The 18498-nt window shown below is 45.4% G+C and carries 16 protein-coding genes; 7 read left to right on the top strand and 9 right to left on the bottom strand.

All coding sequences use genetic code 11. The features are described 5' to 3' along the window. Positions 1-181 precede the first annotated feature (181 nt). The gene (locus M662_RS18180; protein ID WP_026577784.1) at positions 182-1057 is read left to right on the top strand and encodes a 5'-3' exonuclease; all 876 of its coding nucleotides are present in this window, start codon (positions 182-184) and stop codon (positions 1055-1057) included. 29 nt (positions 1058-1086) lie between these two features. On the opposite strand, the gene M662_RS18175 is transcribed toward M662_RS18180, so the two are convergent. From M662_RS18175 to M662_RS18160, 4 genes are all read right to left on the bottom strand, one after another. Further along, a complete protein-coding gene (locus tag M662_RS18175) occupies positions 1087-2349 on the bottom strand; it encodes a tetratricopeptide repeat protein (protein WP_026577785.1) in 1263 nt (420 codons plus the stop codon). 144 nt (positions 2350-2493) lie between these two features. Continuing rightward, entirely contained in the window at positions 2494-3129 is a 636-nt protein-coding gene (locus tag M662_RS18170; RefSeq protein ID WP_008639956.1) for an SDR family oxidoreductase, read from the bottom strand. A gap of 66 nt (positions 3130-3195) precedes the next feature. Next, entirely contained in the window at positions 3196-4143 is a 948-nt protein-coding gene (locus tag M662_RS18165; protein ID WP_008639953.1) for a PD-(D/E)XK nuclease family protein, read from the bottom strand. Then, positions 4136-4489 (bottom strand): MGMT family protein, encoded by a 354-nt coding sequence (locus M662_RS18160; RefSeq protein WP_008639952.1) that lies wholly within the window; start codon positions 4487-4489, stop codon positions 4136-4138. Before M662_RS18160 ends, M662_RS18165 begins: the two co-directional genes overlap by 8 nt. 140 nt (positions 4490-4629) lie before the next feature. Here M662_RS18160 and thiD point away from each other — a divergent pair, with 140 nt between their 5' ends. Next, the gene (gene thiD, locus M662_RS18155) at positions 4630-5433 is read left to right on the top strand and encodes a bifunctional hydroxymethylpyrimidine kinase/phosphomethylpyrimidine kinase (protein ID WP_026577786.1); all 804 of its coding nucleotides are present in this window, start codon (positions 4630-4632) and stop codon (positions 5431-5433) included. A gap of 43 nt (positions 5434-5476) precedes the next feature. On the opposite strand, the gene trhO is transcribed toward thiD, so the two are convergent. From trhO to M662_RS18135, 4 genes are all read right to left on the bottom strand, one after another. After that, positions 5477-6418 (bottom strand): oxygen-dependent tRNA uridine(34) hydroxylase TrhO, encoded by a 942-nt coding sequence (trhO, locus tag M662_RS18150; protein ID WP_008639949.1) that lies wholly within the window; start codon positions 6416-6418, stop codon positions 5477-5479. Positions 6419-6509: 91 nt separating this feature from the next. Continuing rightward, a complete protein-coding gene (locus tag M662_RS18145) occupies positions 6510-7871 on the bottom strand; it encodes an MFS transporter (RefSeq protein WP_026577787.1) in 1362 nt (453 codons plus the stop codon). Positions 7872-8072: 201 nt separating this feature from the next. Next, positions 8073-8621, bottom strand: coding sequence for a cysteine hydrolase family protein (locus M662_RS18140; RefSeq protein WP_026577788.1), 549 nt, complete (start codon positions 8619-8621; stop codon positions 8073-8075). 48 nt (positions 8622-8669) lie between these two features. Next, positions 8670-9857 (bottom strand): MFS transporter, encoded by a 1188-nt coding sequence (locus M662_RS18135; RefSeq protein WP_008639946.1) that lies wholly within the window; start codon positions 9855-9857, stop codon positions 8670-8672. Positions 9858-10221: 364 nt separating this feature from the next. On the opposite strand from M662_RS18135, the gene treP reads away from it, so the two are divergent. From treP to M662_RS18115, 4 genes are all read left to right on the top strand, one after another. Beyond that, the gene (treP, locus tag M662_RS18130) at positions 10222-11631 is read left to right on the top strand and encodes a PTS system trehalose-specific EIIBC component (protein ID WP_026577790.1); all 1410 of its coding nucleotides are present in this window, start codon (positions 10222-10224) and stop codon (positions 11629-11631) included. Positions 11632-11658: 27 nt separating this feature from the next. Then, complete coding sequence (treC, locus tag M662_RS18125; RefSeq protein ID WP_026577791.1) at positions 11659-13344, top strand: alpha,alpha-phosphotrehalase; 1686 nt, start codon at positions 11659-11661, stop codon at positions 13342-13344. Positions 13345-13369: 25 nt separating this feature from the next. Then, complete coding sequence (gene treR, locus M662_RS18120; protein ID WP_008639660.1) at positions 13370-14086, top strand: trehalose operon repressor; 717 nt, start codon at positions 13370-13372, stop codon at positions 14084-14086. Positions 14087-14183: 97 nt separating this feature from the next. Continuing rightward, a complete protein-coding gene (locus M662_RS18115) occupies positions 14184-14690 on the top strand; it encodes a DUF6933 domain-containing protein (RefSeq protein WP_008639659.1) in 507 nt (168 codons plus the stop codon). A gap of 246 nt (positions 14691-14936) precedes the next feature. Here the strand turns inward: M662_RS18115 and M662_RS18110 are convergent, their stop codons facing one another. Further along, positions 14937-16220: a helix-turn-helix transcriptional regulator gene (locus M662_RS18110; RefSeq protein ID WP_008633772.1), complete on the bottom strand. Its 1284-nt coding sequence runs from the start codon at positions 16218-16220 to the stop codon at positions 14937-14939. Between the two features lie 321 nt (positions 16221-16541). Between M662_RS18110 and M662_RS18105 the strand changes: the two genes are divergently transcribed. Continuing rightward, a complete protein-coding gene (locus tag M662_RS18105) occupies positions 16542-18494 on the top strand; it encodes an aconitate hydratase (protein WP_026577792.1) in 1953 nt (650 codons plus the stop codon). The last annotated feature ends 4 nt before the right edge of the window (positions 18495-18498 follow it).

The following is an 18498-nucleotide window of genomic DNA, read 5'->3' as shown; positions in this document are numbered from 1 at the left end:
CCCGATTCTAATTTAATGCAAACGCTTACAAATTAAGTTATGTAATTACTCAGGTGCTTTCCTTGAACGTATCATTTTATCAGAAAATTGTCAATTTTAAGCAGATGGGGGAGAATATTTTGATACGAACGACTGCTTATCCCTGTTATAATGAGAATAGGTTTATAAAGGAGAGGGTAAGATGACGACTACAAACAGAATTTTACTCGTCGACGGAATGGCACTCTTATTCCGGGCTTTCTATGCGACAGCGATGAGTAATTACTATATGATCAACAGCAAAGGTACCCCTACGAATGCTGTATATGGGATGATGAAGCATTTGTTCCGTGCGATCGACACGTATCAGCCGACACACGTCGTGTGCTGTTGGGACATGGGCAGTAAAACGTTCCGTAACGATTTGTATCCAGAATATAAAGCGAACCGCGGAGGACCACCGGAAGAGTTGATTCCACAATTCGACCTTGCGAAGGAAGTAGTGGCTTCGCTGGATATTCCGAACATTGGACAGGTCGGTTATGAAGCGGATGATTGCATGGGGACGCTCAGCCGTGTGTACAGCGAGCATTCCCAAGTTTTCCTGCTCACAGGGGACCAGGATCTTCTTCAATTGCTTCGACCGAATGTAAGTGTCGTGCTGCTTCAGAAGGGGTACGGCAATTATGCGGAATTTCATGAAGACTCCTTCTTAGAGGAGAAGGGGATTACCCCCGCACAGATGATCGATTTGAAAGCGTTGATGGGAGATACGAGCGATAATTATCCAGGCGTTAAGGGAATAGGGGAGAAGACGGCTTTGAAGCTGCTGCTCCAATATGAAACCATCGAGGGAATCCTTGAGAATATCGAGGCTCTTACAAAAGGACAAAAGACGAAAATTGAACAGAATCTCGATATGCTTCATCTGTCGCGGAAGCTCGCAGCCATCCATTGTGAAGCGGACGTGGATTGTTCGTTAGATGATGCTTTGTTCTACATTGATGATGGTAAGATGAAAGCGAAGTTTGAGGAGCTGGAGTTTAAAAACTGGGAGAAGAACATCGTCGGTGTATAAAAAAACGGAAGCTTTTGCTTCCGTTTTTTTTATACAAGGTCAGCTTTTTGCGTAAGTTTGTAGTTGTTGGCTTCTTTATAGTACGTTGCCGCTTTTTTGTACATTCGTTTTTGATAATACAGGTTCGCCAGCATTTCCACTGCTTCCTTGTAGTCCTTGTATTCATTCAGCCTGCGAAAATCAGGGATGATTTCGTTTTCTAATTTATCGATGAAAGCATCGTCACGGGTCTTTCCGTGGATGCGGTTCTTCAATATATAAAACTTATGTTGGAATTTAAGAAGTCCATCTTTCTCGGATTCTATTTCCCCATCTCTGATGTATTGCTTACACAAGTCCATATCTCCGGATTGGTAGCTGGTAAGCGCAAGGAGATAGATGGTACCTGATATGAAGTCCCTTTCTTCTGTAGGGATTTCATAAGCTTTGTTTAAATATTCAAAGGCCAGGTCATATTTCTCTTGGTAGATGTAGTTGGTACCGAGGTTGTGATAGATGCGCCTTCGTTCCACGGGGGGAAGATGATATTTTGCCACTTTTAAAACTTTGTGTAGAAATTCTTCTGCAATTTCCAATACTCCCAGGGAATTGTAGTTGATGGCGATGATGATGTAATTATCCACCATTCGTGAATAATGGAGACTGGACTTGTATTCTTCCAAGGCTAGAAAAGCATAGTAAGTGGATTCTACATAGGACCTTGTTTTAGAGTAGGTTAGCGCAAGATGGTAATAAACTTCTCCTTCTTTCCAAGGAAGGGTAGACATTAACCGCTTTGCTTCACGGAAATGCCGAAGTGCTTCACGTAATTCTCCTTGAAGGAGGTAATGAATACCGACAGTTTTGTAGAAGAAAAATCTGTATTCACTGGAAGCATCCTGCACGATATCTTTCAATTCTTTAAGCGTTTGTTCAGGAATCGGGTTTCCAGTCATCGTCATTTCATGCCTTACCAGAATGACGTTGAAAAGGTTGACCAGCAGAATGTTCTTATTGTCCTCAAGGGAGATTCTGCACTTCTCCTTCATCTTCTTCATTAGTGGAAAGTCCCTCATCTGTGCTGCTTCGTGCCATTCAAGAAGATCCTGATATATACGTTCATCGAAGTCTTGGTTAATATCGGTCAGTTTGATGTTCAAACGTTGTCCTAATAAACGATAGATCTCGTCACTGGCGTTTATTGTGTTGTGTTCAATTTTACTTAAGTAGGATACTGAGCAAATTCCAGAAGCTAATTCTTCCAATGTCATATTCTTAAATTTGCGATGTTGTTTAATCAACGTACCTTTCATGTTCACAACTCCCTTTTGGCCGCCAAGTATACACATTATAACAAAAAAAACCTCTATGCAAATCATTTCCGAGTGTGTAGGTTGGTTTTTGGATTTGGGAGCACGAGAAAAACCCAGCCGGAAGAAGGCTGGGTTGTCCTTTTTTTATAGAGATTTTAATGCATCTTCAATCTGGGTGTCTCCTTCGATCATTTCAAAAGTTTTGTGATAGGCCTGTGGCTCTTGCAGGGCTGCAATCATTGTTTTCGCGACATCTTCACGGGATATCGTGCCGCTCTCTAATTTATCTCCTACCTTAATCTTACTTGTACCGGACTCATGAGTTAAGCCGCCTGGACGGACAATGGTGTAATCGAGTTCCGTCGTCTTCAGGTATTCGTCTGCTTCGCCCTTCATTTTCATATAGAATTCCAATTCTTTCGGACCGCGTTCCGGCTCACCGGCCGCCATTCCTGAAAGCATAATGAATTTTTTAATGCCGAGTTTTTCCGTCGCTTTCGCCAGGTTGACGGCACCATCCCGGTCGACTGCTTCCGTCTGATCATCGCCTGTTTTGGAACCGGAACCGGCTGCGAACATGACGGCATCCATTCCTTTAACGGCATGCCCGACATCAGAACGCGTCACATCGCCAAGGACAGGGATACCGCCCAGCTCTTCCACTATCGCTTTCTGCTCTTCTTTACGAATCAGTCCGTAAGGCTCGTGGCCGGCTTCTTTTAAATATTGGATGAGAAGACGACCTGTATGACCGTTTGCTCCTGCAACTAGTACTTTCATGTGAAAATCACGACTCCTTTTATGGTTATTCAAGACTACTCTTTATGTAGCCGGAACGGAAAAGGGTTAAACATGGGAGTCGGGGAAGCATAATTCCTGGTAATTACAATGGGCGCAGATACGCGGATTATCCTGCATTGGAAACTGCTGCAGAGGAAGGGGAGCGTTCTTTTCCGGATCCTCCAAATAACGCTGCATCTCTTTCATGCTTACTTGATAGAGGTTTTGGACATTGATTAAATCCTGTTCGGTCAGTTGGTGCTCCACATACGTACCCTCCACAAGGTATTCATTTCGTATGATGATGTCATCAAGGGATTCGATGTCATACTTCTGCTTCAGGTAGAGTGCATACAGGGCGAGCTGATTCCGGTCTTCTTCTGAAGATTTACCTGTTTTCCAATCGACGATAATCCATTTGTTTTCGGATGTATCCTTATAGACCAGGTCCATGACGACGAATATTTTGACGCCGTCGCTCTTCATGAACCGGAACGTTTCTGCATCAATGAACTCCATACGGTCCTTCTTCAGCACGTCTGCGAATGTCTGGCTTGCGTAGAAATTCTTCACTGTATTTTGAAGACGCCCGGTAATTTTCTTCACTTTTTGTTCCGGGAGCTTTTGCTGCTGGCTGTAATAGATTTCATGAAGCATGGTAAAGTGCTTCGGACGATTCATCCACAAATGCTCTTTCTTAATGGATTCGATAAAACCTCTATTCAAGTGATGACGCACTTCTTCTGTAAAAGCTTCCTCGGATTGGAATGTTCCTTCTTTACGGACTTGTTGGATAGTCTGGTAGATCAGATCGTGGACAACGCTTCCGAAATGCATTTCCAAGTTCGTTATTTTCTTTAACCGATAAGCTTGTTTCGCCAAACTGTCAGACTGGCTTAACCAGCCGTTGTGGGAAGCGTAATAGTCATAGGCGTACTTTCTTAAACATTGAAGCATCGTTTTATGTCTGGATATGGACCAGGATAATTCCGGGTAAGGCTTCACTTCAAACATCGTCTAACCATCCTTCTTCATCTGATAAGGAGCTCAGAACAACTTCATCCTGGATCTGGTAGGTGTTAAGTGAAACCTTGCCATGGATGACCGTCATTCCTTCTGCTTCAAGTTTGAGCTGCTGAAGGTGAGCGCGCTCTTCTCCTGAGAGCACAATTTCTCCGTTTCTATTTACGACTCGATGCCAAGGCAGGCTGTATTTATCACTCATCGCATGGAGAATGCGCGATACTTGTCTGGCTGCTCTCCGGTTTCCTGCAAGGCGCGCCACCTGTCCGTAAGTCGAGACCGACCCTTCTGGTATCTTTTGAATAATTGCCAGGACTTTCTCGGTAAAAGGTTTCAATGAAGAATCTCCTTTTCTAGCTTTTTCACCTTCTATCCTAACAAAAAGGCGGGGGAGGGGGAATCCATTCCGTTAGCAGAGCGTTCTTACAATTTGATACAATTAGGAAATAGGAAAAGAAGAGAGGGGTAGGCACGTCTATGAGTATACCGAAAGTGTTAAGTATCGCCGGCTCAGCAGCTCAAGGGAGCGCGGGCATACAAGCTGATTTAAAAACCTTTGAGGAGTTCGATGTCTATGGCATGAGCGCTGTAACGGCCATAGTCGCAAATAATAGTACAACAAAGCAGGGGATTTTCACACAGCCTTTAGAAGCAGTGGAGGCTCAGATCCATGCTTCTTTGGAACATGTTGGCGTCGATGCTCTTAAGACAGGGATGTTATTCACGGAAGAGATCATTGATCTGACAGCAAGACTTATAAAAGAAGCGAATGTGTCGAACGTCGTCGTCGACCCTGTCATGATCGGAAAGATGGGTTCCCAGCTGCTAAAGGATGAAGCTATCGCAGCGCTTGTGGAGAAGTTGATTCCGCAGGCTGCCATTATCACTCCGAACCTTCAGGAGGGCGCCCGTTTGGTGAATAGCCCTGTCCCTGAGAACCCAGACGATATGAAGATGATGGCGAGGGACCTCTATCAATTAGGCGCTTCTTACGTCCTTCTTAAAGGCGGTGCTTTGGAAGGACATCCAGCTGTCGATATCTTATATGATGGTACGAGCATCACGGAGCTTGAGTCGGAACGAGTGCAGACCATCCATACGAGTGGAGCCGGCTGTACCTATTCCGCAGCGATTGCAGCTGAATTAGCGAAAGGCAGTTCTGTAGAGGATGCGGTCCGCCGTGCGAAATCGTTTGTGACAACAGCGATTCGTTATGCATTATCCTTCGACCGCGGCATCGGTTCGACCTTTCACGCTGCCCATCGATTAAAAAAAGATTAAAAAAATCCCCGCCCTGTGTTTGATGACAGGGCGGGGATTTTCATTATCCGTTAATACGATCGTACTTATCAATCTGCTTCTTACGTTCAACATCCCAACGATTTTCCGGATGCTCCTTGCATTCTGCTGTACATGCGGCATGGTGTTTCTCTTCACAGTCTTGACAGCAGACGTACTGCCGGTTACATACCGGATTACTGCAATTGATCATGCGGTCTTCTGCTTTTCCGCAATGCTCGCAAGTTGCAATGACTTTTTCTTCAACCTGGTTGATCGGAACAGAGATGCGCTCATCAAAGACATACATCTTACCGTCGAACAATTCACCTTTGACTTCCGGATCTTTTCCGTAAGTCGTGATTCCGCCTTCCAGTTGATAGACGTCCTCTACACCGTTCTTCTTAAGGATTCCTGTCAATTTCTCACAGCGGATTCCTCCGGTGCAATACGTAAGGACTTTCTTATCCTTCCATTGATCTGCATTCTCAGCAATCCATTCCGGAAATTCGCGTGATGTCTCTACATCCGGGCGGATGGCGTTACGAAAGTGTCCAATTCGGTATTCGTACTCGTTTCGACCATCGATGACGATGGTGTTCTCGTCCTTCAAATATTCGTTGAATTCTTTCGGCTTCAAGTGTTTGCCGCCGAAAGTCTTCGGATCGATATCGTCATCATCGATGCTCCAGTTGACGAGCTCCGGTTTGACGCGGCAGTGCATTTTCTTGAATGCATGTCCGTCGTGCTCATCGATTTTGAAGTGAATATCAGCAAAACGCTCATCGGAGCGCACATAGTCCATATATTCTTCCACTTGTTCGACTGTTCCGGAAACCGTACCGTTTATTCCCTCGTGGGATACGATAATACGTCCTTTCAGCCCAAGATCCTTACAGAATTTCAAGTGGTTTTTGCAATATTCTTCATAGTCAGGAAGGTCGACATACTTATAATACAGCAGAACTCGATAATCTTTTGAGCTCATATATGATTCCTCCTAAATGTAAATCTATAAACTAAAACTCATTAATAACAGAAATGTCCATACTCCATCATATTAAATTACGTTTAAAAAATCAAATGTCACTTGTTTGAACTTTTTCCATCGCTTTCTTTTTTTTTGCGTAAAGAAGGAAGATGGAGAAAGACAAGGTCATTAGAAAGACAAGCATGCCGAAGGGCAGGTCGAAGTCTTCTTTTCCATAAGGGGCATGACGCATCTCGAGCAAAATTCCGGCAAGGACTGATCCTGTAGCACTTCCAATGAAATGAATCTGCTGTTTTAAGCCGATTCCTGCACCGATCTGTTCTTTAGGAAGAATCTGCGATACTTCGTTCGTAGAACTGGACGATAGGCTGGAGAAACCGAAACTTGTGAACATGTAGGCGATCATGATCATAGAAGGGTGGAGGCCGGCGAGTAAGAAATAGGCCAATGCTGCTATGGAAAGCAGTAACTGGGATAAAATCAGCACACGGATATTCCCATAAGCATCAATCATCCTCCCGATGAATATGGCAGCAACTGCAGAGAGAATCGCACCGGGGAAAATAAAGAAACCAATAGCCGCAGCGCTTTGACCGTACACTTGCTCCAACATGACAGGCATAAGAAACAGAACTGCGAAATGTAAGGTGAACCCAAGAAAGCTCAATATCAATATTTTTCTGTACTGTGCATCAGCCAACAGCTCAGGTTGGATAAACGGTGTATCTGTTTTGTTGATACGAAGCCACAGGAGTGCTGCTGTGAGCAGTCCTCCCAGTAAATAGCCTGTGCTGAAGCTCGATATATACAAGAGAAAGAACGTAGCACTGCTCCCGGATAAGAAGGCACCGATCCCGTCAAACCGCCCCTTGCCTGTCGTTTCCTTCGGCATGAGTCGGAAGAGCGCAGGCAGGACGCCCACAGCTAGAATAGTGACGATGAACAAATAGTTCCAATCCAGGTAATCCGTGACCACCCCCCCTATAACCGGCCCAAGGCCGAAGCCTAACGAAGTGGAGGAAGCAATTAAAGCATAGGCACTTCCGCGTCGGGATGCAGGAATATAGCGGCCGGCAAAGACCATGGATAAACCAGGAACTGCCGCAGCTCCGACTGCCTGACAAAGACGTGCAATCATCAGCCATAAGTAACTTTCAGCGAAGAAACCTAGAATGGAAGCGAAGCTGAAGATAGTAATTCCGATCGTCAGCAGCTTACGAATCGGCAGGTAATCGGACAGTCTCGTGAAGGTAATAGTGAAGATAGACAGAACAATTGAATATCCTGAGACGATCCAAGCACCCTCGGATGGCAGCAAAGTAAATTCACGCAATATATTTGGTAAGGCGATGTTGAACATCGTTGTATTCATAACCACAATCAGCACGGCTGCACTAAGGACAAAAACCGTACGGAAATGAGATTGGGAGGGACGAGATAGAGTTTCCATGTTGATGACCTCCCTCATCGTTTATTAATGAAAGAAAAGTCCCTGTAATACCCGACATACTATACCACACGGGTGGATCAGGAGAGAAATAAGACGCTCGCGCTATTTTCGTCTTCTCTTCAAAGCCTATTGTGCTATCAGATGTGTGGACCCTGAACAGCCAAAAACAACGCCCGTCCTTTATAAGGATGGGCGTTGTTTTTAATGAAGAACTGCTCCAAGCGTCTGTTCAAAATGTTTCAGAGCAAAGTTGTGTCCGACGTTGTTAAAGCTTGCGACTCCTTGTTGATGAATGTGAATGTCATATCCGTAGTTGTAAGCATCCATTGCTGTATGAAGTACACAGATATCGGTGCAGACTCCGACCAGATGGAGTTCTTGTATTCCACGTGCCCTCAGCTGCATGTCTAAGTCCGTTCCGGCAAAAGCGCTGTACCTCGTTTTGTCCATCCAATAGGTAAATGGAGAAGCTTTGGCCGATTCGTATACCTCGGCTAAGCGTCCGTAAAGTTCCCGGCCTTTCGTTCCGCGGATATTATGCGGCGGGAAAAGCTTTGTCTCCGGGTGATAGATGTCATCCTTTTCATGCAGATCGACACCGAAGATGACGAACTCTTTCTTCTTTAGAAAGGACGTGGTCAAATCCGTGACATATCCCTCTATCTCCTGCCCGGGCTTTCCACATGTAAGGGCGCCGTTATCTGCTACAAAGTCGTTTGTATAATCGATGATAAGTAATGCACGATCCATACAATCCCTCCATATATCGTTTGACTCTATCATAGCAGAACAGGAGGGTTAATAGGTCGGCGCTTCCTTCATGGCATGTGATTTCTTCTTAACGACAACGGACATTACCGTACCACAGGCGATCAGGAGAGCGCTCGTCACAAAGAATACCATGGAGAATCCATAAGCTCCTGCGATCATACCGCCCATTGCAGGGCCGATGATGTTTCCTAAAAAGCGCAGGCTGGTGTTGTAGCCTAACACTTCTCCCTGCATGGCGACAGGGGCTTCCTGACGGATGTACGCTGTGCGCACTGGTATGATGCCGCCGATGGATACTCCTAATAGGAAGCGAAGTACAACCAGCTGCCAGATATTCGTTACGAAAGCGGCGGGAAAATAAACAATACCCGCCATGAATAGGAGAGCAATCATAATTTTGATATACCCGACCCGATCGGCAATTCTTCCCCAGCGCTTAGCCATCAACAAGTTACCAAGACCTGCAGCGGAGAAGGCGATTCCTGAGAACAGAGCCAAGTTCTCCGGTCCATGTAAATCACCTACAAATAAGGAAAGGATCGGCTGGATGCTGAAGTGAGCTACTTGAACAAATAAAGAGATAATCATGACCATCAGCAGGATCGGGTGCCTGACAATGTGCAGAATGACCTCTTTTGAGTTGTAGCTGGACTTCTCATCCTCGCTTTCCTGGACAACCCGCTGCTCCTTTATACCGAATAAGACGAGGAAAGCAGAGATCCCTACTGTAATCGATACGAACTGAAATGTTGTCGCGTACCCGATTGAATCGGCGATCCATCCCCCGAGCATCGGGCCAAGCAGACTGCCTGTTATGCTTCCTGTCTGCAGAGTACCGAGAACTTGGCCGGCAATATCCTTCGGTGTCTGCGTGGAAATCAGCGCCTGGGACATCGGGATGAACCCGGTGAATATACCCATAAACATCCGCAGCAGGAACAGCTGCCAGACGCTTGTGACGAAGCCCATCAGAAAAACCGAAACGGCCAGCCCGGAAGCTGATAGAATTAGGATTTTCTTTCTGCCGTATCTGTCCCCGATTTTCCCCCAGACAGGGGAGAAGAGGAAGGCGGTGACGAACGTGACACCGAAGACCCAGCCGGACCACGTCTGGACATAAGCATCCGTGAAATTTCCGAGTTCTTCTATATATAAAGAAAGGAAAGGTAATACCATTGTGATACTACCAGCAATGAAAAAGTTAGCAAACCACATAATCCATAGGTTTCTCTTCGCTTGCGTTTCATTAGTCAGGATAAATATCCCTTCTTCCTATTTATTTCGTTACCCTAAACATATATAGCACAGTTCCATTTCTACTTAAAGTCTTCTGCTTATCGTTTGTAAATGAAAATGATGTTAGCGGTTGCATAACCTGTATATACAAGTTATACTTGCAATAGAACATGTATATACAAGTTGTTTTTGGAAGCGTTTAATATTTGCGATTTTTGGAAACCGAAGTAGGGTACTAGTATGAATACGGTTATAAATACATCGCCTTCGGTTACCGACATTCTGTTTCGTAAGCGGTTTCTCGGTTTTTGGCATTGGTATTCCAAACTAGGGAGGTAACGGTATGAATTACAAAAAACAGGCAGAGCAGATTTTAGAGGCGATCGGTGGAAAGGAAAATCTCTCTGCAGCTACTCACTGTGTCACGCGTCTTCGGTTGGCCCTTCATGATGAGGGCATTGTCGATCATGAAAAATTGAACAATATTGACGCAGTCAAAGGGTCCTTTTCGACGAACGGTCAATTTCAAATTGTCGTTGGTCAAGGAACAGTGGAGAAAGTTTACAAAGAATTCATTGCTTTAGCAGGGGTGGGAGAAGCATCGAAGGAGGAAGTGAAGGAAGCGTCCAGTAAAAAGATGAATCCGCTGCAACGTGCCATCAAGACGCTGGCGGATATCTTCATTCCAATCCTACCGGCAATTGTAACAGCGGGTTTACTGCTCGGAATCAATAACATTCTGACAGCGACAGGAATCTTCTGGGATGACCAGTCCATCATCGATGTGTACCCGCAGTGGTCCGGCCTTGCTAACATGATCTTTATCATTGCGAATACGGCTTTCGCCTTTCTGCCGGGTCTCATTGGTTGGTCAGCTGTCAAGAAGTTCGGTGGGAGTCCCATCCTTGGTATTGTTATCGGTCTCGTGCTTGTTCACCCCGACCTCTTAAGTGCTTGGGCATACGGGGACGCTGTAACGGAAGGAAATGTCCCGACGTGGAACTTATTCGGGTGGGAAATCGACAAAATCGGTTATCAGGGACAAGTACTGCCGGTTTTGGCTGCCTCCTATCTATTGACGAAAATTGAATTATTCCTTAGAAAGCGGGTGGCAGACAGTATTCAGCTGCTTGTTGTCGGCCCTGTAGCACTATTAGTAACAGGTATCCTTACATTCATTATTATCGGGCCGGTAACGTTCGCCGTAGGGAATGCGATTACAGATGGTCTTGTTTCCATCTTTAACTCCTTTGCTTGGCTTGGCGGATTGATTTATGGTGGTTTATACGGAGTGCTCGTCATCACGGGGATGCACCATACATTCCTGGCTGTTGATATTCAGCTGGTAGGAAGTACAGAAGGGACATTCCTCTGGCCGATGCTCGCTCTATCTAATATTGCACAAGGGTCAGCTGCTTTTGCCATCTGGCTCGCTGCGAAAGATGATAAACTGAAGGGTCTTGGTGTGTCTTCCGGTATATCTGCTTGGCTTGGCGTTACAGAACCAGCTTTATTCGGAGTGAACTTACGATTTAAATATCCATTCGTTATCGCTATAGCATCCTCGGCAATTGCAGGTTTATATATTTCATCTCAAGGTGTATTGGCAAGCTCGATTGGTGTCGGAGGAGTACCGGGTATCTTCTCCATCATCCCGGAGTATTGGGGAGACTTCCTCATTGGTATGGCAATCGTCATCGTGCTGCCGCTTGTCGGAACTTACTTGTATGCAAAACGGAAGCAAGACGTTTAAAAATGAAAAAGAATCGGTGGTGTTATCATGAATGAACAACCATGGTGGAAGAAAGCAGTCGTCTATCAGATTTATCCGAAGAGTTTTCGTGATACGACTGGAAACGGAGTCGGTGATATTCAAGGAATTATTGAAAAGCTCTATTACTTGAAAGAGCTTGGAGTCGATGTCCTGTGGCTGACACCTATGTACAAATCCCCTCAGAACGACAACGGTTATGACATCAGTGATTACTATGATATTCACGAAGAGTACGGGACGATGGAAGATTTCGATCAACTTCTGCGGGAAACGCATGACCGCGGCATGAAGCTTATTATGGACATCGTCGTGAACCATACGTCCACGGAGCATGAGTGGTTCCAGGCATCCCGGATGTCCAAGGACAGTCCTTATCGGGATTATTATATTTGGAAGGACCCTGTGGACGGCGGGGCACCTACGAATTGGAAGTCCAAGTTCGGAGGCAGTGCATGGAAATATGAAGAGGAGACAGGCCAATATTACCTGCACTTGTTTGATGTTACCCAGGCAGATCTCAATTGGGAAAAGGAAGCTGTTCGAAAAGATGTTTATGATATGATGAGCTACTGGGCGGAGAAAGGTATCGACGGATTCCGATTGGACGTTATCAACCTCATATCCAAAGATCAGGAGTTTCCGAATGACGATGGTACCATCGCGCCAGGAGACGGTCGTAAATTTTACACGGACGGGCCGAAGGTGCATGAATATATGCAGGAAATGAATAAAGAAGTGTTTCGTCCTTATGACCTTATGACGGTCGGTGAGATGTCTTCGACGACGATTGACCACTGCATCAACTATACAGCCCCGGAGCGGAATGAATTGAGCATGACCTTCAACTTTCATCATCTGAAAGTGGATTATCCAAACGGGGAGAAATGGACCGTGGCGGACTTTGATTTTCATGAGCTCAAGAGCATCCTCTCCACATGGCAGGAAGAGATGCACAGAGGGAATGGATGGAATGCATTATTCTGGTGTAACCATGACCAGCCCCGTGTGTTGTCCCGGTTTGGAGACGAGCAGAATTATCCGTTGGAATCCGGGAAAATGCTGGCAACGACAATTCACATGATGCAGGGTACTCCTTACATTTATCAAGGGGAAGAATTCGGAATGACGAACCCCGGCTTCTCTTCTATCGATCGCTACAGAGACGTGGAATCCTTGAATATGTACGAAGCGTTCCAAGCGGAAGGGTACAAAGAGGAAGATATCCTTGCGATTCTTCAGCAGAAGTCGCGTGACAATTCCCGTACGCCGGTACAATGGACGGCAGAAAAGAATGCAGGTTTCACGAACGGGACGCCGTGGATTGACGTAGCGGACAACTATGAAACGATCAATGCAGAAAAAGCCATGAAAGAGGAAGGATCTATTTTCCAACACTATCAAGAGCTGATTCGTCTGCGGAAAGAATATGATATTATTACTCATGGAGACTACCGCCTGATTTCTCCGGAACATGATCGTGTGTTTGCGTACCTGCGGGAGTGGAACGGAGAACGGTTATTGGTCGTTAACAACTTTTACGGGGAATCCGTTGATTTTGTTCTTCCGGATGATATAGAAACTTCAGGACAATCCGAAGTGTTGGTAAACAATTATGAGAATGCTCCGGCACTTGATGAAAAACTGGAACTTCGTCCATATGAGTCGGTAGTTTACCATTGGAAAGATATATAATTAAAATAAAGAACGGTGAAGACCGATGAAAAACAAGTATTTTGTTATCTACAGTGAATTGGCGGAGAGAATTCAAAGTGGAGTGTTGACTCCAGGGGATACCCTTCCTTCCGAGCATGAGCTGACAGATGAATTCCAGACATCTAGAGAGACAATCCGAAAAGCTTTGCACCTGCTTGCTCAAAACGGCTATATTCAAAAAGTGCGGGGGAAGGGATCTGTCGTACTCGATCACGGGAAATTCGAATTTCCTGTTTCCGGATTGACGAGCTTCAAGGAGCTTGCCGATCAGATGGGGCAGACCTTCCATACGTCTGTTCACGAATTGGCGCGTATCAGTGGACAGGGGGAGTTGGGGGAGCGGTTGAACTGTCCTCAGCAAACCAACCTGTGGAAGGTTGTCCGATCGCGGGAAGTAGGAGGAGAGAGGATTATTCTCGATAAAGACTTCCTTCGTGAAGACATCGTTCCGGATTTGACGAAGGAAGCAGCCGAACGTTCCCTATACGAGTATTTGGAAAACGAATTAGGTCTTGTCATCAGTTTCGCTAAAAAGGAGATTGTTGTCGAGCCGGTTACGAAAGAAGACGAAAGCTATCTGGATCTAGCCGGACATCCGCAAGTTGTCGTGATCCGCAGTTACGTCTATCTGGCGGATGCAACGGTGTTTCAGTACACAGAGTCCAGACACCGTCCGGATAAGTTTCAATTCGTTGACTTTGCCAGACGTACCAAATTATAAATAAAACATGATGCAAAGAAGGACCGCAACGGTTCTTCTTTGTTTTTCTTACAGAAAGCGTTAGAATAGAGGCACACGAGAGAAAGGGGTGGAGAAAGTGTTCGTTATCGGAGCGACAAAGAAATTACAGAATGAGATAGATAAGCCGATCCAGGACGTAGAAGCATATAAAGAAGTACCTGAAATCCATCAATGGCATGCGAACCTGGTTACTTTCAACCGCAGGAAATGTTTAATCCTTGTCAACAATGCGACAGGCCTTAACCTGACCTTATTCGGATTGAGAAAGCCGCAATTCGACCACCTCGACACCGTCATTAAAGGTTCGCTCAAGCAGCTATTTCAACTGCTTGAAATTGACGAGTCTGTTGGGGAAGAAATGCTTAGGGCGGCAGATGAAATCGTATATACGAAAACAAAAAACAGGCGGGTCATAGGCATCATGAATGATCTTAAATCTACGATGGAACATCAGATCCAAGGCCAAGCCTATGAAGACATTGATGCCCAGAAAATAAATGAAGAAAATAATAAGATGCCTTTCCGTCCGCTGGAGCATACTTATCCTTATAAAACTTTCATTAAATATTTCCAAAATCAGTAGTGCTGTCCCGGCGCTGCTGATTTTTTTCATGAAAAAAAGACCTCTACCGGGTCAGGGTAGAGGTAAATGTTTATATAGGTATAGGATTAGGGGAGGTGCTTAAAAACTGTTACATACTACTAAAAAGAAGTTAAACTACGTCTTCAACTAATGGTCTTGGGTAGGTACGTACTGCCTCATCCTGTGTCAAAGGAGCTAAGACAGAAACAACAATGCCAACTGCAGCGATGAAAGCGATGGCTTTCTTCATAAGATCATGCCTCCTAAATGAGAATGTTTATTTAACAATTGCATTGCTAACCTTAAATATTCAGAAGAACGCTTATACATCCTTTGCTTCTCAAATAAGTCGGCTAGGAATTTAGCGTATCTGATGACATACTCCGGATCCTTCATTTCTTTGAAATATGGAAGTACTTCATCTTCAAGAAATTCAAGGGTATCTGGAGCGTTCGTTAGTATCTTTTGAAAAACATCAAAATGATACGTGTGCTCTTTTGAAGGGAAATCTACAAGCCTTTGTTTACCTTCATTTACCCAATAGAGGCATCCTTCCTTGTTACCTATGAGGTAGTGCTCGAGGATTAATCCGTGAATAATATTCATGTATTCATAGATATCATAGGTGGAAGATGATGCTTCTGTGTACTCCAGGCTCTTTTTGTAATGCTCGATGGATAACGTATGATTATCTAGATTAGAGTCTAAAACAGCCATGTTAATATAAACCAGTTTCAACTGCTGGTGGTCCTTAGTCTGAGAAGCGATCTTGAGAGCAGACTCGTAATTCTCCCTCGCTTTTTCATGATTCTGGAGCCTGCTGAAACTTATTCCTAAAATGAGATGGCAATCAGCACTCTTTCCTAGGTCGTAATGATCTTTATAAATGCGGAGTGCCTGTTCTGTATAAAAAATAGAAGCTGACACATGGTGCGCCTGACTTGAACTTAGTGCCAAGTGGTAGAAAAGGTCGCTCACTTCCCAGCTTTCCATATTCATGGAGCGCGATAAGACTTCCGCCTTCATCAACTGCTGGAATGATTCCTCGAAATCACTTCGGTAATACTGGAGCAGTCCATTGCTCAAATGATAGTAGTACTTCATCTCATCATCAAATGTATCCAGGTGCTGCTTTATTTCACTCCATGCTTCATAAGCCTCCTCCACTTCGTTTTCTAACAAAAAGTGGCGGATGCTGTACAGCTTGTAGTAAATATAAAGGTGATGATTGTTCCGCATATCCTGCTGACTGAGCAGCTCCTCCTTCAACCTTCGTGCTTCTTCCTTCCGCTTGAACATGATAGCTTCATACCACTTTTTCAGCTTTTCTTTGGAAGGGTGGCTGTAGGAAGCGTCATGGAATTCCAATCCCAGACGTTCATATAGCATTTCCAGCACTTCGGAGGCAGGCACGGTCTGATTGTTCTCAATCTTAGACAGATATGCCGGCGAGATGATTCCATCTGCTAACTGGTTTTGCGTCAAACCCTGTTTCACCCGATGGAACCGGAGCACTTTACCATATTCCATTTTCAACACACCTAGTTGATCAACTGTCGACTCTTAAGAGATGTTGCTCTTTCGAATCTATTTTTAGAATACATCCTCAATTAGTAATAATCAACTATATTTACCAGTTTCCCAAGTCTCCCTTTAAACGGCCCTTTAAGAGGTTTTTTGACTGGTGACTTTCCTGATATAAAGGGAAACCTGATTTTCCATGGTGAGAAAACTATCGTAATTTGTCATTATAAGGAAACCTTGCATAGGGACGATGTCTTACGGGTATGGGGTTTATAGGAAAAAAACGCCAAATTACCAGGCGGTAAACCATGTGAAGGAGGAATCGGTGTGGGTTATAACGTCACACAAAAGCTGATTAACAGCCATCTTATTCAAGGAGAAATGACACCAGGTTCGGAAATAGGATTAAAAATTGATCAAACCCTTACCCAGGATGCAACAGGGACAATGGTGATGCTTGAGCTTGAAGCGATGGGGGTGGAGCGGGCACAGACGGAAGCGTCCGCTCAATATGTCGACCATAACTTAATACAGGAAGACAATAAGAACCCGGATGACCACCTGTTCCTGGAAAGTGCATCCAAGCGTTTCGGTTTGCATTTCAGCAGGCCGGGAAACGGAGTGAGTCATCCCGTCCATATGCAGAGGCTCGCTGCTCCCGGGAAGACGCTGCTTGGATCGGACAGTCATACGTGTGCGAATGGCTGTATGGGCATGCTTGCCATGGGGGCAGGTGGAATCGATGTTGCTATGGCTATCGCAGGAGAGCCTTTTTATGTGAAAATGCCGAAAGTGTGGGGAGTGAAGGTGACCGGTGAGCTTCCTGATTGGGTAAGCGCAAAGGATGTCATTCTTGAAATGCTGCGTAGACATGGAGTAAAAGGGGGCGTCCATCATGTTTTTGAATATTACGGCCCGGGTTTGAAAAACCTTACGGCGATGGACCGCCATGTCATTGCAAATATGGGAGCGGAACTAGGCGCTACGGGAACGGTTTTTCCAGCGGACGAAGTTACGCGTCGTTTCATGGCACGGCATGGGAGGGAAAAAGAGTGGTTTGAGCTCTTGCCTGATGAGGGAGCGGGGTACGATGTGCATGACGAATTGCATCTCTCTGACCTGGCCCCTCTCATTGCAAAGCCTTCCAGTCCGGGGAATGTGGTGCCGGTCGAAGAGGTGGAAGGGGAGGCGATCTATCAAAGCTATGTAGGTTCTTCCGCTAACCCTGGGTACCGGGATTTTGCAGTAGCATCAGAAATCGTCGCTGGTAAACAAGTTGCGGACGGTGTTTCGTTTGATATTAACCCGACATCCAGGCAGATGCTCGTCGATCTATCTCAGAATGGTCATATAGCCAATTTCCTCCAGGCAGGAGCAAGGCTTCACCAAGCGGGATGCAACGGATGTATCGGCATGGGACAAGCACCGGCGACAGGAAGAAACAGCTTGCGGACGACTCCTAGGAATTTTCCAGGGCGTTCCGGAACGAAAGAGGACAGCGTGTATCTATGCAGTCCGGAGACTGCTGCAGTAAGTGCGTTGGAAGGGAAGATTACAGACCCTAGAAAATCGGGCCTCGCTTATCCTTCTGTCGTTGACCTTGAAAAGCCGACGGTAGATACGCGGCTCCTTGACGATCCGCTTCCTCTGTCGGAGGCAAAAAAGGTTGACCTCGTGAAAGGCCCAAATGTGGCTTCCATTCCGGAAATGGGTGAGCTTCCAGATGAAATGGAGCTCCCTGTATTAATGAAAATGGGGGATGACATTTCGACAGATGAAATATTAGCAGGCGGGGCGAGAGTCCTTCCTTATCGAAGCAACCTTCCGGAAATCAGTAAGTTTGCCTTTGAAATTGTAGATGACACCTATTATGAAAGGGCGATGGATGTGAAGGAATCCGGAGGTCATGCGGTTGTTGCCGGTGCGAATTACGGGCAGGGATCGAGCAGGGAGCATGCGGCTTTAGCTCCGAAGTATCTTGGATTGCAAGTGGCTATTGTCGAAGACTTTGCCCGTATTCACTGGCAGAACCTTGCTAACTTCGGTGTACTACCACTAACCTTTACCAATGCTGATGATCTAGAGAAGCTGGAAGAGGGAGATGTTCTTCAATTTAAGGATCTGCGAAACAAACTCTCTAAATCCTCTACCTTTCATGTCGAGGTAAAGGGGAAAGACCTACAGATTGAAGTGGAGCATGCTCTTTCGGAGCGTCAAATTGAAATCATGAAGGCGGGCGGTCTGATCAATTGGGTGAAGGAGCGCCTGGATAAGGACTGATTTA

Origin of the sequence: Bacillus sp. SB49 (assembly GCF_000469135.2) — a bacterium.
Classification (GTDB): Bacteria; Bacillota; Bacilli; order Bacillales; family Halobacillaceae; genus Halobacillus.
The sequence above is the reverse complement of the archived record's forward strand: the minus strand, read 5'-3'. Positions and strand labels throughout refer to the sequence as shown.

Excerpts from the sequence above, each read along its gene's own strand:
- M662_RS18180 (WP_026577784.1), top strand. The coding sequence starts at position 182 with ATGACGACTACAAACAGAATTTTACTCGTCGACGGAATGGCACTCTTA.
- M662_RS18175 (WP_026577785.1), bottom strand. The coding sequence starts at position 2,349 with ATGAAAGGTACGTTGATTAAACAACATCGCAAATTTAAGAATATGACA.
- M662_RS18170 (WP_008639956.1), bottom strand. The coding sequence starts at position 3,129 with ATGAAAGTACTAGTTGCAGGAGCAAACGGTCATACAGGTCGTCTTCTC.
- M662_RS18165 (WP_008639953.1), bottom strand. The coding sequence starts at position 4,143 with ATGTTTGAAGTGAAGCCTTACCCGGAATTATCCTGGTCCATATCCAGA.
- thiD (WP_026577786.1), top strand. The coding sequence starts at position 4,630 with ATGAGTATACCGAAAGTGTTAAGTATCGCCGGCTCAGCAGCTCAAGGG.
- trhO (WP_008639949.1), bottom strand. The coding sequence starts at position 6,418 with ATGAGCTCAAAAGATTATCGAGTTCTGCTGTATTATAAGTATGTCGAC.
- M662_RS18145 (WP_026577787.1), bottom strand. The coding sequence starts at position 7,871 with ATGGAAACTCTATCTCGTCCCTCCCAATCTCATTTCCGTACGGTTTTT.
- M662_RS18140 (WP_026577788.1), bottom strand. The coding sequence starts at position 8,621 with ATGGATCGTGCATTACTTATCATCGATTATACAAACGACTTTGTAGCA.
- M662_RS18135 (WP_008639946.1), bottom strand. The coding sequence starts at position 9,857 with ATGTGGTTTGCTAACTTTTTCATTGCTGGTAGTATCACAATGGTATTA.
- treP (WP_026577790.1), top strand. The coding sequence starts at position 10,222 with ATGAATTACAAAAAACAGGCAGAGCAGATTTTAGAGGCGATCGGTGGA.
- treC (WP_026577791.1), top strand. The coding sequence starts at position 11,659 with ATGAATGAACAACCATGGTGGAAGAAAGCAGTCGTCTATCAGATTTAT.
- treR (WP_008639660.1), top strand. The coding sequence starts at position 13,370 with ATGAAAAACAAGTATTTTGTTATCTACAGTGAATTGGCGGAGAGAATT.
- M662_RS18110 (WP_008633772.1), bottom strand. The coding sequence starts at position 16,220 with ATGGAATATGGTAAAGTGCTCCGGTTCCATCGGGTGAAACAGGGTTTG.